This window comes from Pseudomonas sp. IT-P171, assembly GCF_949767765.1.
Taxonomy (GTDB): Bacteria; Pseudomonadota; Gammaproteobacteria; order Pseudomonadales; family Pseudomonadaceae; genus Aquipseudomonas; species Aquipseudomonas fluorescens_B.
In genome coordinates this window covers 249,312-270,033 of sequence record NZ_CATKQN010000058.1, presented here as the reverse complement: position 1 = coordinate 270,033, position 20,722 = coordinate 249,312, and the positions used below count along the sequence as shown (strand labels likewise).

Sequence of the window (20,722 nt, the reverse complement as noted above, 5' to 3'; positions counted from 1 at the left end):
GCTGAATACGCCCATGCGCCCGCTTAGCGCCAGGTCATCTGCCCCCCGTCGTCAGCCATTGAGCCTGACCCGCGGTAGCTGGATCAGCCTGTTCGCCATGTTGATGATCTTTATCGGCCCGCTGATTTCTCAGTCGATGCCGATGGATCCGCGCGCCTCCGCCCTGATGGAAGTCTCCATGAACATGTCGATGGACATGCCCATGGAGATGCCGGCAATGGAGCACGGCGACCACGGCGCGCAAGCCGCCGCCGAGCACTGCCCACCCAAGACACCTCATCACGCCATCTGGGAAAAGTGCGGCTATTGCAGCCTGCTGTTCAATTGCCCGGCACTGACGGGTGGCCAGTCCTTCATCGCATTCGATACACCAACAGCCACGACCTTCACCAAACCCGCCACTCGACTGGGCCACGCCCGGCAGACCTTCTTCCCCGGCGCCCGCACTCGCGCGCCGCCCATCGTCACGTAAACACCCCCCAATCTCACACGGTCCTGAAGATTGCCTGCGCCATCCCTGTGGGCGCGAGTCTGTGTGGCGAGGGAGCTTGCTCCCGCTTGAGTGCGCAGCACTCACAAAAGGGCCGCTACGCAGCCCAGCGGGAGCAAGCTCCCTCGCCACACGGCACGCTCCCACAGGGGATGGCGTCGGCGGCCGGCCGTGTCGTTTACGACTGTTCGATGGAAATTGTCATGTCCACGCTTTCTGCTGACACGCGCTTGAGCGCTGCCCAAGCCACTTTTGCCCTGAACGAAACGCGCGTTCGTTTCAGGCACGCCACTGCCGTTCTTTGCGGCGCTTTGCTGACCCCTATGGTGCTGGCCGACGAGCACGCCGGCCAGCATGAAGAACTGAGCCCGACGGTGATCACCGCCGTCGCGCCGAGTTCGCCGCTGACCGTCGTCACCAACCCCAAGGACCCGCGCCAACCGGTGCCGGCCAGCGACGGCGGCGACTATCTGAAGACCATTCCCGGTTTCGCCCTGGTACGCAACGGCGGCACCAACGGTGACCCTGTGCTGCGCGGCATGTTCGGCTCACGGTTGAATATCCTCACCAACGGCGGCCAGATGCTCGGGGCCTGCCCCGGCCGGATGGACGCGCCGACCTCCTACATCTCCCCGGAAACCTACGACAAACTTACCGTCATCAAAGGCCCGCAAACCGTGCTGTGGGGGCCAGGCGCGTCAGCCGGCACCATCCTGTTCGACCGTGAGCCGGAAAGCTTCGGCGAACTCGGTACACGCGTGAATGCCAGCGTATTGGCCGGTTCCAACGGTCGCTTCGACAAAGTGGTGGATGCTGCCGCCGGCGGCCAGTCGGGTTACGTGCGAGTGATCGGCAACACCGCGCATTCCGACGACTACCGCGACGGCAACAACGACACCGTGGCGTCGCGCTACGACAAGTGGAACGGCGACGTCGCCGTTGGCTGGACCCCGGACGCCGACACGCTGCTGGAACTCACCGCCGGCAAGGGCGATGGCGAAGCCCGTTATGCCGGACGCGGCATGGACGGTGCGCAGTTCAAACGCGAAAGCCTCGGCCTGCGCTTCGAGAAGTCCAACATCGGCGACGTACTGGACAAGGTCGAAGCACAGATCTACTACAACTACGCCGACCACGTGATGGACAACTACACCCTGCGCACACCGTCCGGCACCGGGATGATGGCTGGGCCGATGGCCTCCAGTGTCGATCGGCGAACCCTCGGTGCGCGGATCAAGGGCACCTGGCGCTGGGCCGATGTGCAATTGATCAGCGGCATCGACGCGCAGACTAACGAACACCGCAAGCGCAGCGCCATGGGCATCGACACCTACAAGGATCTGCCACGCGACAAGGACGCCGACTTCCACAACTACGGCGTGTTCAGCGAATTGACCTGGTACGCCGCCGACCGCGATCGCTTGATCTCCGGCGCGCGACTGGACCGCGCTTCGGCCAGGGATTTTCGGCAGACCACTGGCTCGGGGATGATGACCCGGCGCAACCCGACCGCCGACGACACCCGCGCCGACACCTTGCCCAGCGGCTTCGTCCGCTACGAACACGACCTCGCCGACAGCCCGACCACGTTGTACGCCGGTCTCGGTCACACCCAGCGTTTCCCGGATTATTGGGAGCTGTTTTCGCCCAACTCCGGCCCTGCCGGCTCGGTGAATGCCTTCGATTCGATCAAGCCTGAAAAAACCACCCAGCTCGACTTCGGCCTGCAATACAAGACCGAAGACCTCGAAGCCTGGGCCTCGGGTTATGTCGGACAGGTGCGCGATTACATCCTGTTCAACTACACGCCGGGAATGATGGGCATGACCTCGCAAGCCGAGAACATCGACGCGCGGATCATGGGCGGTGAACTCGGTGCGGCTTACAAGCTGACCTCGAACTGGAAGGCCGATGCGACCCTCGCCTACGCCTGGGGCAAGAACAGCAGCGACGGCAACGCGTTGCCGCAAATGCCGCCACTGGATGCACGTTTCGGCCTGACCTACAGCGAAGACAACTGGAGCGCCGGCGCACTGTGGAGAGTGGTCGCCGCGCAAAATCGTATCGACCAGAACAAAGGCAACGTGGTCGGCAAGGACTTCGACAAGACCTCGGGGTTCGGCGTGTTTTCGCTCAACGGTGCGTACCGGATCAACAAGAACTGGAAGGTCAGCAGCGGCGTCGACAACCTGTTCGGCAAGGCTTACGCCGAGCATTTGAACCTGGCCGGCAACGCCGGTTTTGGCTACCCGGCCAATGACCCGCAGGCCATCAAAGAACCGGGGCGCACGCTCTGGACCAAGGTGGACATGAGTTTCTAAGAACATCGCGGGCAAGCCCGCTTCCACATGGAAAGTGTTGAACCTGTGGGAGCGAGCCTGCTCGCGAATGACTGCACAGCAGTCACCAGACAACAACAAAAGTACCAAGCCAAGCGGAGCACAACCGATGAAACAGCCCAAACCGAATTTCTACAACCTGGCCTGGCGCTGGCATTTCTATGCCGGTCTGTTCGTCGCGCCATTCATGGTGATGCTGGCCCTGACCGGCGTCATTTACCTGTTCAAGCCGCAACTCGATCCGTTGATGTACGGCAGCCTGATGAACGTCCCGGCCGGTCATCACAGTGTCCCGGCCGATGCCCTGCTCAAGCGGGTAAAAGAGGCTTATCCACAAGCAACGATCAAGCAGTACCTGCCGCCGATCAACGCCGAACGCAGCGCGCAGTTTGTCGTGCTCAACGCCGGCAATGAGTTGAATGTTTTCGTCGACCCCTATCACGGCGACATTCTCGGCGAGCAAGACGCGAAGAAGAATCTGCAAGCCGTTGCCCGAGCGATCCACGGTGAATTGATGATCGGCACAGTCGGTGATCGACTGATCGAACTCGCCGCTGGCTGGGGCATCGTGCTGGTGGTCTCCGGGGTATTTCTGTGGTGGCCGCGAGGTCAGGCCGCCGGCATCTTGTGGCCGCGCCTGAGCAGTCGCGGTCGCGTGCTGTGGCGCGACCTGCATGCCGTCACCGGGTTCTGGGGTGCCGCGTTTCTGTTGGTGATGCTGCTGAGCGGCATGACCTGGACCGGGTTCTGGGGCAAGCAATACGCCGGGGTCTGGAACGTGTTCCCGGACGCCATGTGGAATGACATGCCCAAGTCCGATGTCGAGGCCCGCAGCCTTAACACCGCCACCCGCCAGACCGTGCCCTGGGCGATGGAAAACACGCCGATGCCGATGTCCGGTGACCACGCCGAACACATGGCCCACGGCAGCGGTCAAGCCGGTCCTGCGGCGCCGACCATCAGCCTGCAAGACGTGCAGAACATCGCCGAACAGCGCAAGGTCGAGCCTGGCTACAGCATCACGTTCCCGACCACCGCCACCGGCGTGTTCACCATCGCTGTATTCGCCGACGACCCGCGCAACGATGCCACTCTGCACGTCGATCAATACACCGGCAACGTCCTCGCCGATGTGCGCTTCGAGCAATACGGCACCGTCGCCCGCGCCACGGAAATCGGCGTGATGCTCCACGAAGGCAAGATGTTCGGCGTGCTCAACCAGATCATCGTGTTGCTGATCTGCCTGATGATTCTGCTCAGCGCCGTCAGCGGCGTGGTGATCTGGTGGAAGCGCCGCCCGCAAGGCAAGTTCGGTGTTCCGCCGCTACGCCACGATCTGCCGAAATGGAAAACCGGGGTGGTGATCATGCTCGTGCTGGCCGTGGCGTTTCCATTGGTGGGGGCTTCGTTGGTGGTGGTCTGGTTGCTGGATCGCGTGCTGCTTTCGCGCTTCAACCGACAAACTGAATCGGCCTCATCTTCATCATGAAACAGGCGAGATGCTCGTTTTAGAGGCACGTGTAGACTTCGGCACTTATCGCCCGGTCATATTAAGTGTTACTGTATAACTCGAGTGCATCATTCAACCCGCAGCCATGGCTGCGGGTTTTCTTTTGAAGAAGTGATTCACCATCCCGATGAACAGTACCTCTTGACCGGCCTCTGCCTGCTGCCCTGAACAGTGCCCAAGTGCAGCCGAAGCTGTTTTGGCGAGGGCGTTTGTTCCCTCGCCACAGGTGATGTGTACAGTTAAAACGATCAATCAGGAATGCAATGACCTCGCTGAACCTCACAAACCTCGCCTGGACACCCATGGGCCACGGCCACTGTCATCACCAGTTCCAGCTGCGTGATGCCTCGTTGCACGTGGCCGCCGGTGAGTTTGTCGGGTTGATCGGTCCCAACGGCAGCGGCAAGACCAGTCTGCTGCGCTGCGCCTACCGCTTCAGCAAACCGGAAAACGGCGAGGTCCGGCTCGATCATCACAACGTCTGGAAACAATCCTCGCGCTGGTGCGCGCAACGCATCGCCGTGGTGTTGCAGGAATTCCCTGACGCCTTCGGGCTGACCGTCGATGAAGTGGTCGCCATGGGCCGCACACCGCACAAAGGCCTGTTCGACGGCGACACCCTCGAAGACCGAAACCTCGCGACGCAAGCACTGGAATCCGTCGGCCTCAACGGTTTTGAAGACCACGCTTTCGCCACGCTCTCCGGCGGTGAAAAACAACGCGTGATCCTCGCCCGCGCACTCGCCCAGCAACCACAGCTGCTGATCCTCGACGAGCCGACCAATCACCTCGACCCGCGCTATCAGCTGGAGCTGTTGCAACTGGTCAAGCGCCTGCAGATCGGCACCCTGGCGAGCATCCACGACCTCAATCTCGCCGCCGCGTTCTGTGATCGGCTGTACGTGCTCGATCACGGCCGCATCGTCGCCAGCGGCACACCCAAAGAAGTCCTGACCGCCCCGCTGCTGCGTGATGTGTTCGGCGTCGAAGCGCTGATCGATGAACACCCTCTGCACGGCTACCCACGAATCACCTGGATAACCCAACCATGACTTTGCGTTCCCTGCTGTGCGTCGCGCTGTTGCTGGGCAGTGCCCAAGCGCTTGCCGAAGCAACGAAATATCCGCTGACGGTCCAGAGTTGCAACCGCGAAGTGACCTTCGCGCAAGCGCCGAAACACGCGGTCAGCCATGACATCAACATGACGCAAATGATGCTCGCCCTCGGCCTCAAGCCGAGCATGGCCGGCTACAGCGGCGTCACCGGCTGGAAATCGGTCACACCACAGATGCAGACCATCCTCGACGGCCTGCCGGAGCTAGCGGCCAAATACCCGTCAGTGGAAACCCTGCTCAACGCCAACGTCGATTTCTTCTTTGCCGGTTGGGATTACGGCATGCGCGTCGGCGGTGATCTCACGCCGCAGACGTTGCAGCCGCTGGGCATCAACGTCTACGAGCTGACCGAATCCTGCGCGTTCGTGATGAAGCGACCGGCCGCCACGCTGGAAGATACCTACAACGACCTGCGCAACCTCGGCAGAATCTTCGATGTGCAGGATCGTGCCAACGCCTTGATTGCCCAAATGCAGGCGCAAGTTGCGGACGTGCGCAAGGATCTGCCGGCCAAAAAACCCCGCGTGTTCCTCTATGACAGTGGCGAAGACCGCGCCATGACCTCGGGTCGCCTGGGCATGCCGCAAGCGCTGATCGACGCAGCGGGCGGGCGCAACATTCTGGATGACACCGACGCGAGCTGGACCCGCGTGAATTGGGAAAACGTGGTCGAGCGCAATCCGCAGGTGATCGTGATCGTCGACTACGGCGAGGTCACCGCCGAGCAGAAGGTGCAATTCCTGCTGAACAACAAGGCGCTGCAATCGGTGGACGCGATCAAGAACCAGCGCTTCATCGTCATTCCATATGTGCAGGCCACGCCTGGCATCGACAACGTGCTGGCGGTTGAAACCTTGGCCAAGGGTTTCCACGGCGAATGACCAGTCGTCGCTACGCCTTGTTGCTGATCGCCCTCGGCGCACTGTTGATGGTGTCGTGCGTGGTGTCACTGGGCTTCGGCCCGGCGCGGGTGCCGGTGGACGCGGTCTGGCACATTTTGCTGCACAAGGTGTCTGGCTTTGGCGAGGTGAGCTGGACAGCCGGTCAGGAACACATCGTGTGGTTGATCCGCGTGCCGCGCATGTTGCTCGGCGCGCTGGTGGGCGCCGGCCTGGCGTTGATCGGCGCGGTGCTGCAAGCGGTGACGCGCAACCCGCTGGCCGATCCGCATTTGCTCGGGGTGACGTCCGGCGCGACACTTGGCGCAGTGATCGTGGTGCTGCATGTCGGTGAAATCGTCGGCCTGCTGACCTTGCCCATCGCCGCCTTTATCGGTGCACTGCTGAGCATGCTGATCGTCCTGGTGATCGCCAACCGCAACGGTCGGCTGGACAGTGACCGGCTGCTGTTGTGCGGCGTGGCGGTGTCGTTCGTGATGATGGCGATCGCTAATCTGTTGCTGTTTCTCGGCGATCACCGTGCCAGTTCGGCGGTGATGTTCTGGATGCTGGGCGGGCTCGGACTGGCGCGCTGGGAATTGCTCGCGGTGCCGGCGGCGAGCGTGTTGCTCGGGCTGGTTTTGTTGCTGGGCATGGCCCGTCCGTTGAACGCGTTGATGGCGGGTGAACAGACGGCCGTGACGCTGGGGCTCAACGCCCGTAGCGTACGCCTGCGCGTGTTTTTGATTGCGTCGCTGATGACGGGGGTGCTGGTGTCGATCAGTGGGTCCATCGGATTTGTCGGGTTGATGGTGCCGCACATCGCACGCCGATTGGTGGGGGCTGAACATCGGCGATTGCTGCCGGTGTGCGTGCTGTTGGGCAGTGTGTTTCTGGTATGGGTCGATGTCGCCGCGCGCACCCTGATCGCCCCCGAGGACTTGCCCATAGGCGTGGCCACGGCGGCGATTGGCGGATTGTTTTTCATCGGCCTCATGCGCAAGCGTTGACCGGGTGCGAGGTGGTCAGGCTGCGGACACGGTTACAACTCATCCCGGGGGTATTGGACGGATACGTCGGGAAACTGCTGGCGCACGTCTTTCCAGTCGGCGCCCAGTCGCCCGGGCTGGCGCCAGTAACCGGCGGCCCTCAATACTTCTAAATGGCTGGTGTCAGCCAGCCTGGAAATGAACGCCTCGAACGACATCACGGTGGTCCATCGATCATTGGGAGGCTGCACCAGCATGACGTTAAGCAGTGCTTGCTCCGCTATCGAATAGGTCGGTACGTACTTCAGCAATGCGCCGTCGCGTGAGGAATAGTAGAAAGCCGTGATATCGAAGCCTTTGTTTTTCACGACCTGGGTGTGCGAATGAATCGACTCGGGAGAAGCATAGTTCTCAACGTCGGCATCCGATCCCGCTTGCACCTTGCCTGACTGATCAATCTGATGACTGGCCATCCATGTGTAGCCGTCAGGCAAGCGTGGCAATCGAGTGTCTGGTGCAGTTGAAAGGTCGTTGGCAGTGCGGAAGATCAGCCTGATGGCTGCATCGGGATGACTCGTGCCAGCGAGGGGCTGCATGCCGACGTATGAAAAGGTATCGGGTTTGGCCAGGATTGCGCTTGTACACGCCAATCCCCGATTAAAGTGTTCCGCTCGAAACTGAGCATAACGAGCAGCATCGTCGGGATGATGAAACATCGGCCCAAACGGCAGACTGGAGGTGTTTGCCCACCTTGCTTCGACGGACACAAACGGCATACCGGCAAACCAGTCCTGACCCACCTCGCCCGCACGGGACCAATAAGCGCTGGTCAACAGCACCTCCAGTTTCCCCGCCGCGGCCATACGCCGAATGTAATCGGTCAGTTTGAATGAGCCACGGTTGATATCGTCCTGATCACGTTGAGCCTGCGCCGTTGTCGCAAACGGGTTGTCCCTGACCTGCACCTGGCCAAATTTGTCCCGCGACACCACCGGATCGAACGGCGCGAGTTCAAGACGTAGCAAGGCGCCGTCGCCACAGGAAAAATAAATCGGCCTGTACCCGTGAGACGTACGGACGCTGTCACGCGCCAGACTCACCTCCATGGGCGAAAAGAAGTGCCGGTAGTCATCGTCCGGCAGCCCCGGAGGCGTAGCGACCGCACACAGGATGAGCCCACTGTCCACGTAGCGGTAAGGCAATACGCCAGGAAACACACGGTCATACGCCAACCGTGAGTTGCGCACACTCACGGGCAGCGTCGCGAGGAATGAACCATCGCGAGCGTTGCGCAGGATAAATCCAAAGCCGGGTAATGAACGACTGCCCGCCTGTTCATGTGCCAGGCGGGCGGCATCCTGTTCCTGGATGCAGACTGCAGTGTAAGCCGGCTCCACCAAGGCCCTTGGGTAACCCGTCGTTTGGGGTATCGTCTGATACGGTTCAAACTCCGTGACTTCTCGAGCCGGGCCCCATAGGCGGCTTCCTGCAACCACTTTCAGATACCCGCAATTGACCAGTTTTTTAACCCACGCTGTCGGCGTCAACGTACCGGCATGGATCTGATCCTTGATCCAGGTGGCGTCCAGATCACGAGCCGGTTTACCCGACAGGCTGATCGCTATGCCCAGGTCCGCGCGGATGCGCTCCCATGCGCCGATCCGGTAACGGATGATCGATCCGTCGGGTGCAAACAGGTATTCATCGAGCGCCTGTGTTCTGCGCATGAAGGCGGTGTAAACGGTATCGACAGAGAGCATGTTGCGATAGAGCTCTTTGTCGACGTCCGATAACAGGACGGGTAACGCGCGCAGCACCCGTGAGCGATAACGCGCCACGATCGTGCAGTCTGTCGGAAACTGACCGAGCTCGATCGCTGCATCCGCAAAGATCCACTTGATATCGAAGTCTTCCCGGGGGATATCGGCAGGATCAGTGGCCACAAAACGCCCATCAGAGCGCTGGAGAATCAGACCACCGAATGCCCTTGGCGTGCCGGCAGGCACTTGTGAACGAGCATGCACGGCGGCGTCATCGGCCGTCAGGAACACCGGACCGAGCGAACGACGCTGCACGTTCTGGCTCGGCGCCCAATGGGCGCCCACCAGCCCTTTCCTGTCCCAGCACACACTGGTGCGCAACACGTGCAATGCATCGTTGCGGGCGACCGTCGCGACAAAATCGGTTGCGCTCGACACGCCCTTGGCCAGATTGTTTTGAATGGCCTCCAGGCCCATGTTCGGAACATCGTTGTCGAACAGCGGGGTGTCCGGTCGGGGCTCGTACTTCAGCAGTGCGCCATCCGGCGTCGACACGTAGAGTAGCGCCGGAACTCTTTCCCCGAAGACAGGGCGTTTTTTGGCGTTGTAGACAGCGACCCACAAATCTTTCGGAACAATGAAATGCTCGGCCAGCCAGCGTCGGGGCGCATCCCGCTCATGGTTGACCCGCTGGCGCGAATAGAAATAGGAGTGAGGAGCGAAGGACTCGGGATAAACATAGTCCCCGGACGTTGGGGAACGTCGGAACACACTGCGCTCCAGGAAAAGCTTGTCTCTTGGATAGCTGACGGGAACCAGTTCTGAAGCGACATATTCTTCTTTGTCCCTGTGCTTGAGAATGAAGCCGAACCAGGTCTGTCCTTCATCACGTTGTCCGGTGTTTCGGGCATAACGATCGAGCGCCGCTGCGTCGGCCGACTGGAACACCGCCCCCAACGACACTCTCTCCGGGACATTCCGTTCCCAGGGGCCGGGAACGAAGTGCTCCGTGACTTTCCCCCGAGGTCGCCAGCGACCGTTGCTGATAATGACCTGCAAATCGCCGGCGGCCGCCGCCTCTGTCACCAGTTGTTCCGGTTTGACCACGCCCTTTTCCAGGTCGAGGGCAAGCTTGCCGGGCGATTGGCTGGTTCCCAACTGTTTGAGTAGCGCCAATGAGCGAGAGCGGTCCGGGGTGAACCGGATCAAGCTGTCTTCGGCCCCCGACAGATAGGCCGACAGGTCGGTTGCGAGGCTATTGCGCAACGCTTTGACATTGAACATCAGCAAGCTCGTTGCCGCATCTTCGACGGACCATTCCAGATCCGCTGCTGCGTGTGCGTCGAGTGTCGAAAGCGCGGGGTGAGCGTAAAACCGACTGTGCAAGACATGATTGTCGGGGACTCGCTCGTGATGCGTACTCGAACTGGCCAATTGTTCGGCGGGCTCAGTAATCACGTACCGCTGATCATCTCGCTGGAGGATATAGCCGTAGTAACCGCGATTACGGCGCCGCCCTACCCGTTCGTGGGCATAACAGGCGGCGTCGTCCGCCGAAAGAAAGGTCCGGCCCAATACACTTAGTGTTGATACAGCATTTGTCGAGTCAGGCTGTTGAGGTTGTTCATCCATGATGGGAGTACTCCAGTGAGTCTTCATTGAACACTCACTGTCGCACTGTGAAATACGCCCATGGCGGTACATAGTTATTCCTCCCCCCCCCCCGAACTGCTTGCGTACGTGTGGGCACGGCTCATCAGGCGTTCTACAGCTCGTCACGGTCTGGCTTCACCTCCGGTTGTACCGTCGGCGTCCAGGTCGAGTCCAGACGTCCGAGGCGGCGCCAGTAACCATCGGTGTCCACGACTTCAAGCCGGCCGACGCCTGCGAGTCGAGCGAGGTAAGCAGCGACCCCGTCCTTTGCTTCCTCATTGAAAAATGCGGTTTCCTGTGCCGAGAAACTGGGGGTGAATTTGAACAGCGCGCCCCCGCGACCGGAGAAGTAGCAACTACCGCCGGAGACCCCGCTCTTTTTCACCACGTCCCGACTGAACCACAGGTCCGCCAGGGCCAGGTTATCCAGCAGCAATCGATCCATCGCAGAGGGGTCCTTGACCAACAGGTTGAAGCGTTTGTAGAACTGATGAACGGCGACCCATTTGTAGTCCGGAGGAAATATCGGTAATGGCAATGGTTGCGCCCCCGGTATGGAAACAGGGGCAATGGGCCCGCCCACCCCCGAGTAAAACAGCGAACTGGCAGCGCCACTGTCGGGGCCGTCTTCAAGCGGCTCGACAGCAACGAATGAAGCGCTCGCCTCATGCATCAGGATCCCCCCCAGAAACTCCTGAGCAACGTAATCGCCAATCTGTCTTTGGGCCGAACGGGCCGCATCATCCGCATGTGCGAATACAGGCCCGAGGGCAAAGCTGTTATCCGGCGCCCATCTCACCAACCCGATGCCGGTTTTGACACCTCGGGAGTCCACCCTGAACGGCGACCAGAAAGCGCTGCGCACCACTGCCTGCAACTCACCGTTTGCGATCACTTTACGCAGATATTCGAACAGCGTTTCGCTTCCAGATTGCAGGACCTTTTCGTAGGCGAGCGCGACCTGCAACTGGGTCCACTCTGGTGCGATGGACTTGGGCTTGTATCGCAACAAGGCGCCATCGGCACAGGACACAAAGACGGAGAGGAAAGCAGTGACTGCCTCCGTGCGCACACGGACAGCGTCCAACCCGTACATCAGATCCCGAGGCGAGATGAAACTCTGATTCAAGTCGTGCGGCAGTCGCCCCGCTCCGGCCGAGGAACACAGAAAAATCCCCTCCACGCGGTACCCCAGAGGCAATAGCCCGTCGGGAAATACCTTCTCGACGGCGAGACTTCCTCGCCGCCCGTCGATCGGCATCGTCGTCACATACCGCTCGGCGTTCAGCGCCTTGAGTATGAACCCGAACATCAATCCGGTTCGAACGCCAACCGCTCGGTGGACATGCCGTACGGCGTCGTCCATTTGCGTGAAGACCGGACTGAACGCCGGATCAGCAATAGCCGACCGATGCACTTGCGAAGGGCCTCCCTCGGAATAAGCGCTCCATACCGACAACTGCCTGGCCTTGCCCCACAGTCGGCTGCCTTTGATCACTTGCAACCGACCGGCTCTTGCAACCTGATTGACGTATTCACTGGGGGTCAGCGTGCCATTGCGCATTTGCAGCTCTATCGGGGTGTGCCGGCGCTGCAATTGACTGGGGGACGCCAATGACCGCGCGAGTTGTTTTTCCGCAGCACTGGCGCTGAGGGTGTAGCTGATGAGGCTGCCGTCGAGCCCCAGCAGATATTCCTTGCCGGGCGAAAGCGACGAGCCGCTCAGGATTGCCGCCAGAAAATCAGTGGAGAACATGGTGAGGTACACGTCCCGCTCGCGGTTCGACAGCGCGAAAATCGGTTCGACCTGCATTCGCGAATGGTAGCGGGCGACAACCGTGCTCCCGGCCAGAAACAGTCCCTGCTCGATCAACTCGTCCAGGCGAATCCAGCTGGCAGGGAAATTCTCGACCTCGACGGCCACCGGCAATGTTGCGACAAACAAACCATCGAGCCGACGCAGCACCAGGCCACCGTAGATCCGCTCTCGCCTCGAGCCCAACTGCTCCAGCGCATGGCGCACTGCATCATCCTGCGACACAAAGACCGGGCTGAGCGCTCGTCGCTGGAGCTGTACATAGGATTTCCAATCGGCGCCGACAATGCCCGTCTCGTCCCACAGCTCACTGGTACGCAGCACCTTCAGCTCTCCGGCCTTGGCGATCCATTGAATGACGTTGGCAAAGGGCGGCGTGGCGTTGAGCAACAGCGACTTGAGCTGCTGCAAACCGTTCGCGTCGAATTGTGTTGAGGTGGCCGAATATTGATAGCGCAACAAGGCCCCATCCAGGGTCGCGATAAAAACGCTCAGGTCCTGAAAATGCGTAAGGCGTTGGGTGCCATCGTCGTCATGGATCGCCGCAGCCAGTTCGGTCATGGAAGCAAAATGACGGGCAAACCAGGCGTCCGTTGTCGATAACCCATCGGGAATCCAGCTTGCCGAGTAATAAAGCGCGAGGGTGCGAAACTCGTCGATCAATACGGGCGCGCCAAAGTCGCTAGCCTGGTTCAGCGCTCCCAGGTGGCTGGCAGGCACCGTTTCGGTCGCCACATACTCTTCGCGGTCCTTGTGCTTAAGGATAAAACCCCAACCCGCAGCCGCCGCACGGTAGTCGAGCCGGGCGCGATGACGGGCGTTCAGCACCGCGTCTTCGGCATTGGAAAAAATCGCGCCGAGCACCGGAACGGAAACGCCTGCGGGCGCTGATTCATCACCCAGCACCGTTCCCCGCGGCCCCCACACATCATTGCCCGCGACCACACGCAATCGGCCAGTCCCGGCCAATTCTTCGACCACGGCATCGGGTGCCAGTGTGCCGACTGCCAGCTCCCGGTCTATCAAGGTGGAATCATCGGCAAGCAAGGTAACTCGCTCTTTCACCTTGTTGCGAGCGGCCACTTTCGATAAATCGGGGCTGTAAGCCAGCAGGCTGTCTGGCGAACCTGAGAGGTAAAAATCGGCAACATGCGCGCTCTTGGCGAGCACTGAGCGAATGTCCTCGGTGGTGAACATTTGCGCCTGCGTCAATTGCTCTTCTGCGTCGGCACGGACAACAGCACTTGAGTCCGTTTGCCAGCGTGAAGCGTACAACCCATAAAACGAGTGTCCCTCGAGCAGTACGATCGGTGCTCCTGAGGCGTCGAGAGGACAGAGCCGGTCCAGGGCAAACCGCGGCTGCGCGCCGATAACCGGCTCAGTGGCGACAAAACGTTTGTCTTGATCCTGCAAAATCATCCCGACAAAGCCTTGTTCACGGCGGCTGCCGATGTACCCATGCGCAAACCGTGCAGCATCGTCGGCGAGGAGGAAAGCGGGACTCAAACGCCTTGACCTCGCATAGGGTTGCCAGTCGGTGCCAACGTTCCCGACAACATCCCATAACGCGCTGTCCTTCAGCACCGTCAACTCGCCGGCTGCTGCCACCTGCTTGACGTAAACCGCAGGCTTGAGCGTACCTTCCTTCAGTCGCGCGTTGAAGTCTGTGCTGTCCTTCAGCGCAGCTTCACGCTGGTGCGCCGAAGGCTGGTACTGCAAAACGGCACCGTCGCGGGTCCGGGCGTACACCTTCAGATAGTCCGGGTACTCCTGCCGGTAAACATCCCACAGCGAAAACCTGATGCCAGCCGCCAGCTCGTCCGGTGAAAAAAACCGCTCATACAGCCAAGGCTCGCTGGCACTCTGCGCCCCATCACTGTGCGATATGAAATAGACGCCGTTGAGGTCGAAATCGAGCAAAGGCTCCAACTTGCGATCCGCTCGCATCGGAAATGTTTTGAACAGTTCGGCTGCCGGATTGCTGGAAAGAACCGGATAAGTCGCCATGCATTCCGAGCTGCCGGCAGAGGTCACCACAAACCCTAGATAAAGGCTGTCGGACGTCGGGGGGAGCGTCGTTGCTACGGCTTCAATCGCCTTGTCCACTTGATCGGACACCGCACAAAAAAACGGCTGTACCGGCGTCGGACTTCGCTGCGCGGCAGTACCGAGGCTCCAGCTCGCCGACACGTTTCCTCGCACTCCGCCCCACTGAGCGTTGGGTACCAGTACGCTCAGCGTGCCGGTCGTGGCCAATTTTTGAATCAATCGCTCAACGTCGGAGAACGGCCCGAAAGCCTTGAACGCCACCTCAAAGAGCTTTTTCTCCTCTGCCGGTTGAGTGGACTCGTATTTGATCAGAGAGCCATCCGGCCCCGATAAATAGTGGCGCTGTCCATAGGCACCCGAATCCTGCATGTCGCTGAGGATGTAGTGTCTCGAAAAAAAACCGAGGCTCAACTTGATCTGCTCGTTCGTCCAGCCTGGGTGAACACGCAGGACTTCGGCGTGATTGGCCGAATGGGACAAGTAATACGCAGCGCCACTGTAGCCAGGGGAGACGAACAGCTCCCCAGGGTTGTCGGCAGACAGCAGGGTGTCGAAATCGAAACGCCCTTTCTTGCCTGGCACAGGAAACGTGGGCTGATATTTACCGTCGGCCCGTTGCAGGATTACGCCGCCGTAGTGCTGGTCATAGCGCGCGCCAATCTGCCGATGCGCCCAATAGGCCGCATCATCGGCGCTCATGAATGTTGGTCCCAGGGCGGGAAATCGTGCCGTCGCCCGGGTGGTTGAAGGTGTATTGATCGAAGTGCTGTCCATGCTCTGCTCGCCTGATTGAGAGTCCCTCATCATCAAGATTGCGCAGCGCAACGGGCGGTACATATTTATCGCTTGCCGGGATTTGCTGTTAAACACCGTCAGCACCAATGCTGCGCACGCAGGTGCACCTGCCTTGCACTCAGGCCCCAGTCTGGTGCGCGCCCCAGTCCACCAAAGGCTCTATCCCGAGTTTTCCCGGCCTTTGCCGAACAGGCACAGCCCTTGCTAAAGACCCTTCAGTAGTCCGCATCTGCCAACCAAGAAAATTCATAAATTCATGGAGATCGCACAATGAAGCGTCGCAGCTTGATCAAGGCTTTTACACTCACGGCAAGCATTGCCGCGATGGGCATGACCTGGACTGTCCAGGCCGCCGAGACCATCAAGGTCGGTATTCTGCATTCGTTGTCCGGCACCATGGCGATCTCCGAAACGTCCCTGAAAGACATGGCGTTGATGACCATCGACGAGATCAACGCCAAGGGCGGCGTGAACGGCAAGATGCTGGAACCGGTGGTCGTCGACCCGGCGTCGAACTGGCCGCTGTTCGCGGAAAAGGGTCGTCAACTGCTGACCCAGGACAAGGTCGCTGTGGTGTTCGGTTGCTGGACGTCGGTGTCGCGTAAATCGGTGTTGCCGGTGTTCGAAGAGCTCAACGGCCTGCTGTTCTACCCGGTGCAATACGAAGGCGAAGAAATGTCGCCGAACGTGTTCTACACCGGCGCCGCGCCGAACCAGCAGGCGATCCCGGCAGTGGAATACCTGATGAGCGAAGAAGGCGGCAGCGCCAAGCGTTACTTCCTGCTCGGCACCGACTACGTCTACCCGCGCACCACCAACAAGATCCTGCGTTCGTTCCTGCACTCCAAAGGCGTGGCCGACAAGGACATCGAAGAGGTCTACACCCCGTTTGGCCATAGCGACTATCAAACCATCGTGGCCAATATCAAAAAATTCTCGGCGGGCGGCAAAACCGCTGTCATCTCCACCGTCAACGGCGACTCCAACGTGCCGTTCTATAAAGAGCTGGCCAACCAGGGCCTGAAAGCCACCGACGTTCCGGTCGTGGCGTTCTCGGTCGGTGAAGAAGAACTGCGTGGCATCGACACCAAACCGCTGGTGGGCAACCTCGCGGCGTGGAATTACTTCGAGTCGGTAGAGAACCCGACGAACAAGAAATTCGTCGCCGACTGGAAAGCCTACGCGAAGAAACACAACCTGCCGGGCGCCGACAAAGCGGTGACCAACGACCCGATGGAAGCCACCTACGTTGGCATTCACATGTGGGCGCAAGCGGCGGAGAAAGCCAAGTCCACCGACGTCGACAAAGTCCGCGAAGCCCTCGCCGGCCAGACCTTTGCCGCGCCGTCGGGTTACACCCTGACCATGGACAAGACCAACCACCACCTGCACAAGCCGGTGATGATCGGCGAGATCCAGGCGGACGGTCAGTTCAACGTGGTGTGGCAGACCGAAGGGCCGATCCGCGCCCAGCCGTGGAGCCCGTTCATTCCCGGCAACGACAAGAAGCCGGATTATGCGGTGAAGAGCAACTAAGCCATTGGATGTCGGGCTTGGCACACAGCCCCGGGCCCGACAAAACTCCTGTGAGAGCGGGCTTTTGTGGCGAGGGAGCTTGCTCCCGCTGGGCCGCGAAGCGGCCCCCTTACTGACCTGGAAAGAAGGGGACTGCTGCGCAGTCCAGCGGGAGCAAGCTCCCTCGCCACAGTAAGTCTGTCTCCACATTTAGTCCGCGCAAGGCCATGCATATGCCCACCGCCCTTTACCGCTTCATCCTCGCCATCGCGTTGTTACTGCCGATGGCCGTACACGCCAGCGACGCCGAAGACTTCGTCGCCGCCAATCCCGCGCAGCAAGCCAAACTCCTGGAAACCTGGGCCGCGCAGCCCGATCCGGCCCGTGTCGAACTGATCAACGCCCTGCAACAAGGCGAGTTGACGGTCGACGGTCAACCGAAAACCCTGCGCCTGAACAATCGCCTGCGGGGTCTGATCGACACCGCGCTGGCCAGCCACCAATTGCTCGCCGCGGACCCCAAAACCCGTTTGGTTGCCGCGCAGCAATTGCAGAAAAGCGCCAAACCCGCGCAGCTGAAATTTCTCGACCAGCAACTGGCTGGCGAAAAAGATGAAAACGTCCACGCCGCCCTCAGCCTGGCCCTGGCCAATCTGCAACTGGTCGACACCGACCCGGCCGTGCGCCTCGCCGCTGTGCGTCTGCTCGGCGAAACCGGCGATCCATTGGCCCGCACTCGTCTCGAGAGTCTGCTGGAACCGGGTATCGAAGCTGACGCCAATGTGCGCACGGCTGCCGAAACCAGCCTGGCCCAAGTCAAACGCAAACTGCTGATCGGCGAAATGCTCGGGCAAGCCTTCAGCGGTATGTCGCTGGGCTCGATCCTGCTGCTCGCGGCGCTCGGTCTGGCGATCACTTTCGGCCTGCTCGGCGTGATCAACATGGCCCACGGCGAGATGCTGATGCTCGGCGCCTACTCGACGTACGTGGTGCAACTGATGTTCCAGCGATTCGCTCCGCAAGCCATCGAGTTCTATCCATTGATCGCGTTGCCGGTGGCATTTTTCGTCACCGCCGCGATCGGTATGGCGCTGGAACGCACGGTGATTCGTCACCTCTACGGTCGCCCGCTGGAAACCCTGCTTGCGACGTGGGGCATCAGCCTGATGCTGATTCAGCTGGTCCGATTGTTGTTCGGCGCGCAGAACGTGGAAGTGGCCAACCCCGCCTGGTTGTCCGGCGGGATTCAGGTGCTGCCCAATCTGGTGCTGCCGTACAACCGCATCGTGATCATCGCCTTCGCGCTGTTTGTGGTGGTGCTGACCTGGCTGCTGCTGAACAGGACGCGCCTGGGCCTGAACGTGCGCGCCGTCACTCAGAATCGCAACATGGCGGCCTGCTGCGGCGTGCCCACCGGGCGCGTCGACATGCTCGCCTTTGGCCTAGGCTCGGGCATTGCCGGCCTTGGCGGCGTCGCGCTGAGCCAGATCGGCAACGTCGGCCCGGACCTCGGCCAGAGCTACATCATCGACTCGTTCCTGGTGGTGGTGCTCGGCGGTGTCGGTCAGTTGGCCGGTAGCGTGTTCGCCGCGTTTGGCCTGGGCATCGCCAACAAGATTCTCGAACCGCAGATCGGCGCCGTGCTCGGCAAGATCCTGATCCTCGCGCTGATCATTCTGTTTATCCAGAAACGTCCGCAAGGCCTCTTCGCACTGAAAGGACGGGTGATCGACTGATGAACCAGCCCCTGATGCTCACGGCCAGCCAAAAGGCCGGCCCCAAAGTCACGATTGCCGTCGGCGCGGTGATCCTCATTCTGCTGCTGGCGCTGCCATTGCTGTCCCTGTTGTCGCCCGACAGCGCGTTTCATGTCTCGGCTTATACGCTGACCCTGGTGGGCAAGATTCTTTGCTACGCCATTGTCGCCCTGGCGCTGGATCTGGTCTGGGGCTACGCCGGCCTGCTGTCCCTCGGCCATGGTCTGTTCTTCGCCCTCGGCGGTTATGCGATGGGCATGTACCTGATGCGCCAGGCTTCGGGCGATGGCTTGCCGGCATTCATGACGTTTCTGTCGTGGACCGAACTGCCGTGGTACTGGACCGGCACCAGCAGTTTCCTCTGGTCGATGTGCCTGGTGGTACTGGCGCCGGGGTTGCTGGCGCTGGTGTTCGGGTTCTTCGCCTTCCGTTCGCGGATCAAAGGCGTGTATTTCTCGATCATGACCCAGGCCCTGACCTTCGCTGGAATGCTGTTGTTCTTCCGCAACGAAACCGGGTTCGGCGGCAACAACGGCTTCACCAATTTCCGCACCATTCTCGGTTTTGGCATCACCGAACCGGGGACGCGCGCCGTGCTGTTTTTCGCAACGGTGCTGTTGCTGGTGGCGAGTCTGTTCATCGGTTGGCGCCTGGCGCAAAGCAAGTTCGGCCGGGTGCTGACCGCGTTGCGCGATGCAGAAAACCGCCTAATGTTCTGCGGTTACGACCCTCGCGGATTCAAGCTGTTTGTCTGGGTATTGAGCGCGGTGTTATGCGGTCTGGCCGGTGCGCTGTATGTGCCGCAGGTCGGCATCATCAACCCGAGCGAAATGTCGCCGACCAACTCCATCGAAGCCGCGGTGTGGGTGGCGCTGGGCGGTCGCGGCACACTGATCGGGCCGCTGCTTGGCGCTGGCGTGGTCAACGGCATGAAGAGCTGGTTCACCGTGGCATTCCCGGAATACTGGCTGTTCTTCCTCGGCGCGTTGTTCATCGTCGTGACCTTGTACCTGCCCAAAGGCGTGATCGGCCTGCTGAAGAAAAGGGGTGACCAATGAGAGTGACTGCGACGGCTGAATTCATGCTCGAACCGGCGTTTTATCCACCGAACCCGAACAAGGACGCCGGCAGCAGCCGCGACGCCATCGGCCTCGGCCAACGCGTCGGCCCCGGCCTGGATACCCGCCACGGCACCATCCTGACCCTGGAAGACATCAGCGTCAGCTTCGATGGTTTCAAGGCTCTGAACGATTTGAACCTGTACATCGGCGTCGGCGAATTGCGCTGCATCATCGGCCCCAACGGCGCGGGAAAGACCACGCTGATGGACGTGATCACCGGCAAGACTCGCCCCAGTCATGGCAAAGCCTGGTTCGGTGAAACCCTCGACCTGACGCAGATGAGCGAAGTACAGATTGCCCAGGCCGGCATCGGCCGCAAGTTCCAGAAGCCGACAGTGTTCGAAGCCCTGAGCGTATTCGAAAACCTGGAGCTGGCGCAGAAAACCGATAAGTCCGTGTGGGCCAGCCTGCGGGCTCGCTTGAGTGGAGAACAGAAGGATCGCATCAGCGAAGTGCTGGAGACCATTCGCCTGACCACCTCGGTCAATCGCCCGGCAGGCTTGTTGTCCCACGGTCAGAAGCAGTTTCTGGAGATCGGCATGTTGCTGGTTCAAGACCCGCAATTGCTGCTGCTCGACGAACCGGTGGCGGGCATGACCGACGCCGAAACCGAGTTCACCGCCGAGCTGTTCAAAAGCCTGGCGGGCAAGCATTCGCTGATGGTGGTGGAACACGACATGGGGTTTGTCGGCTCGATTGCCGACCACGTCACCGTATTGCACCAGGGCAGCGTGCTGGCCGAAGGGTCGCTGGAACAGGTGCAGGAAAACGAGCGGGTGATCGAGGTGTACCTCGGTCGCTGAACCTGCCAACACGGTCACTGTGGGAGCTGGCCTGCCAGCGATAGCAGTGGGTCAGACAACATCGATGCTGGATGTACCGCCCCCATCGCTGGCAGGCCAGCTCCCACAGGGGGTCTGTTTGAAATTCAAGGA

At 60.6% G+C, this 20,722-nt stretch carries 12 protein-coding genes; 10 read left to right on the top strand and 2 right to left on the bottom strand.

The features are described 5' to 3' along the window. Positions 1 to 13: 13 nt before the first annotated feature. From ACM6I5_RS27380 to ACM6I5_RS27355, 6 genes are all read left to right on the top strand, one after another. Complete coding sequence (locus ACM6I5_RS27380) at positions 14 to 472, top strand: DUF2946 domain-containing protein (protein ID WP_031318334.1); 459 nt, start codon at positions 14 to 16, stop codon at positions 470 to 472. 221 nt (positions 473 to 693) lie between these two features. After that, positions 694 to 2,811 carry a TonB-dependent copper receptor gene (locus ACM6I5_RS27375; RefSeq protein WP_414885050.1) on the top strand — a complete coding sequence of 706 codons (2,118 nt, stop codon included), beginning with the start codon at positions 694 to 696 and terminating at the stop codon, positions 2,809 to 2,811. A gap of 127 nt (positions 2,812 to 2,938) precedes the next feature. Continuing rightward, positions 2,939 to 4,318, top strand: a complete 1,380-nt coding sequence (locus ACM6I5_RS27370; RefSeq protein WP_414878200.1) for a PepSY-associated TM helix domain-containing protein — start codon at positions 2,939 to 2,941, stop codon at positions 4,316 to 4,318. A gap of 284 nt (positions 4,319 to 4,602) precedes the next feature. Further along, positions 4,603 to 5,391, top strand: a complete 789-nt coding sequence (locus tag ACM6I5_RS27365; protein ID WP_017336321.1) for an ABC transporter ATP-binding protein — start codon at positions 4,603 to 4,605, stop codon at positions 5,389 to 5,391. After that, entirely contained in the window at positions 5,388 to 6,335 is a 948-nt protein-coding gene (locus ACM6I5_RS27360) for an ABC transporter substrate-binding protein (RefSeq protein ID WP_017336320.1), read from the top strand. Before ACM6I5_RS27365 ends, ACM6I5_RS27360 begins: the two co-directional genes overlap by 4 nt. Next, a complete protein-coding gene (locus ACM6I5_RS27355) occupies positions 6,332 to 7,342 on the top strand; it encodes a FecCD family ABC transporter permease (RefSeq protein ID WP_414885049.1) in 1,011 nt (336 codons plus the stop codon). Before ACM6I5_RS27360 ends, ACM6I5_RS27355 begins: the two co-directional genes overlap by 4 nt. Positions 7,343 to 7,374: 32 nt before the next feature. On the opposite strand, the gene ACM6I5_RS27350 is transcribed toward ACM6I5_RS27355, so the two are convergent. Further along, on the bottom strand, positions 7,375 to 10,713 hold the full coding sequence (locus tag ACM6I5_RS27350; protein ID WP_414885048.1) for a hypothetical protein: 3,339 nt from the start codon (positions 10,711 to 10,713) through the stop codon (positions 7,375 to 7,377). Positions 10,714 to 10,846: 133 nt separating this feature from the next. Continuing rightward, complete coding sequence (locus ACM6I5_RS27345) at positions 10,847 to 15,373, bottom strand: hypothetical protein (RefSeq protein WP_414885047.1); 4,527 nt, start codon at positions 15,371 to 15,373, stop codon at positions 10,847 to 10,849. 291 nt (positions 15,374 to 15,664) lie between these two features. Between ACM6I5_RS27345 and urtA the strand changes: the two genes are divergently transcribed. The 4 genes from urtA to urtD all read left to right on the top strand — a co-directional run bounded on the left by urtA (position 15,665) and on the right by urtD (position 20,590). After that, the gene (urtA, locus tag ACM6I5_RS27340) at positions 15,665 to 16,930 is read left to right on the top strand and encodes an urea ABC transporter substrate-binding protein (RefSeq protein ID WP_017336315.1); all 1,266 of its coding nucleotides are present in this window, start codon (positions 15,665 to 15,667) and stop codon (positions 16,928 to 16,930) included. A gap of 212 nt (positions 16,931 to 17,142) precedes the next feature. Beyond that, positions 17,143 to 18,645, top strand: a complete 1,503-nt coding sequence (gene urtB / locus ACM6I5_RS27335; RefSeq protein ID WP_414885046.1) for an urea ABC transporter permease subunit UrtB — start codon at positions 17,143 to 17,145, stop codon at positions 18,643 to 18,645. Next, on the top strand, positions 18,645 to 19,724 hold the full coding sequence (gene urtC, locus ACM6I5_RS27330; RefSeq protein WP_414885045.1) for an urea ABC transporter permease subunit UrtC: 1,080 nt from the start codon (positions 18,645 to 18,647) through the stop codon (positions 19,722 to 19,724). The genes urtB and urtC overlap by 1 nt, the downstream gene beginning before the upstream one ends. Continuing rightward, positions 19,721 to 20,590, top strand: coding sequence for an urea ABC transporter ATP-binding protein UrtD (urtD, locus tag ACM6I5_RS27325; RefSeq protein ID WP_414878195.1), 870 nt, complete (start codon positions 19,721 to 19,723; stop codon positions 20,588 to 20,590). Before urtC ends, urtD begins: the two co-directional genes overlap by 4 nt. The last annotated feature ends 132 nt before the right edge of the window (positions 20,591 to 20,722 follow it).

What these genes read in the sequence shown, in the direction of transcription:
- ACM6I5_RS27345 (WP_414885047.1), bottom strand. Translation starts at nt 15,373, where the DNA reads ATGGACAGCACTTCGATCAATACACCTTCAACCACCCGGGCGACGGCA.
- ACM6I5_RS27375 (WP_414885050.1), top strand. Translation starts at nt 694, where the DNA reads ATGTCCACGCTTTCTGCTGACACGCGCTTGAGCGCTGCCCAAGCCACT.
- urtD (WP_414878195.1), top strand. Translation starts at nt 19,721, where the DNA reads ATGAGAGTGACTGCGACGGCTGAATTCATGCTCGAACCGGCGTTTTAT.
- urtB (WP_414885046.1), top strand. Translation starts at nt 17,143, where the DNA reads ATGCCCACCGCCCTTTACCGCTTCATCCTCGCCATCGCGTTGTTACTG.
- ACM6I5_RS27350 (WP_414885048.1), bottom strand. Translation starts at nt 10,713, where the DNA reads ATGGATGAACAACCTCAACAGCCTGACTCGACAAATGCTGTATCAACA.
- ACM6I5_RS27360 (WP_017336320.1), top strand. Translation starts at nt 5,388, where the DNA reads ATGACTTTGCGTTCCCTGCTGTGCGTCGCGCTGTTGCTGGGCAGTGCC.
- ACM6I5_RS27380 (WP_031318334.1), top strand. Translation starts at nt 14, where the DNA reads ATGCGCCCGCTTAGCGCCAGGTCATCTGCCCCCCGTCGTCAGCCATTG.
- ACM6I5_RS27370 (WP_414878200.1), top strand. Translation starts at nt 2,939, where the DNA reads ATGAAACAGCCCAAACCGAATTTCTACAACCTGGCCTGGCGCTGGCAT.
- ACM6I5_RS27365 (WP_017336321.1), top strand. Translation starts at nt 4,603, where the DNA reads ATGACCTCGCTGAACCTCACAAACCTCGCCTGGACACCCATGGGCCAC.
- urtC (WP_414885045.1), top strand. Translation starts at nt 18,645, where the DNA reads ATGAACCAGCCCCTGATGCTCACGGCCAGCCAAAAGGCCGGCCCCAAA.
- urtA (WP_017336315.1), top strand. Translation starts at nt 15,665, where the DNA reads ATGAAGCGTCGCAGCTTGATCAAGGCTTTTACACTCACGGCAAGCATT.
- ACM6I5_RS27355 (WP_414885049.1), top strand. Translation starts at nt 6,332, where the DNA reads ATGACCAGTCGTCGCTACGCCTTGTTGCTGATCGCCCTCGGCGCACTG.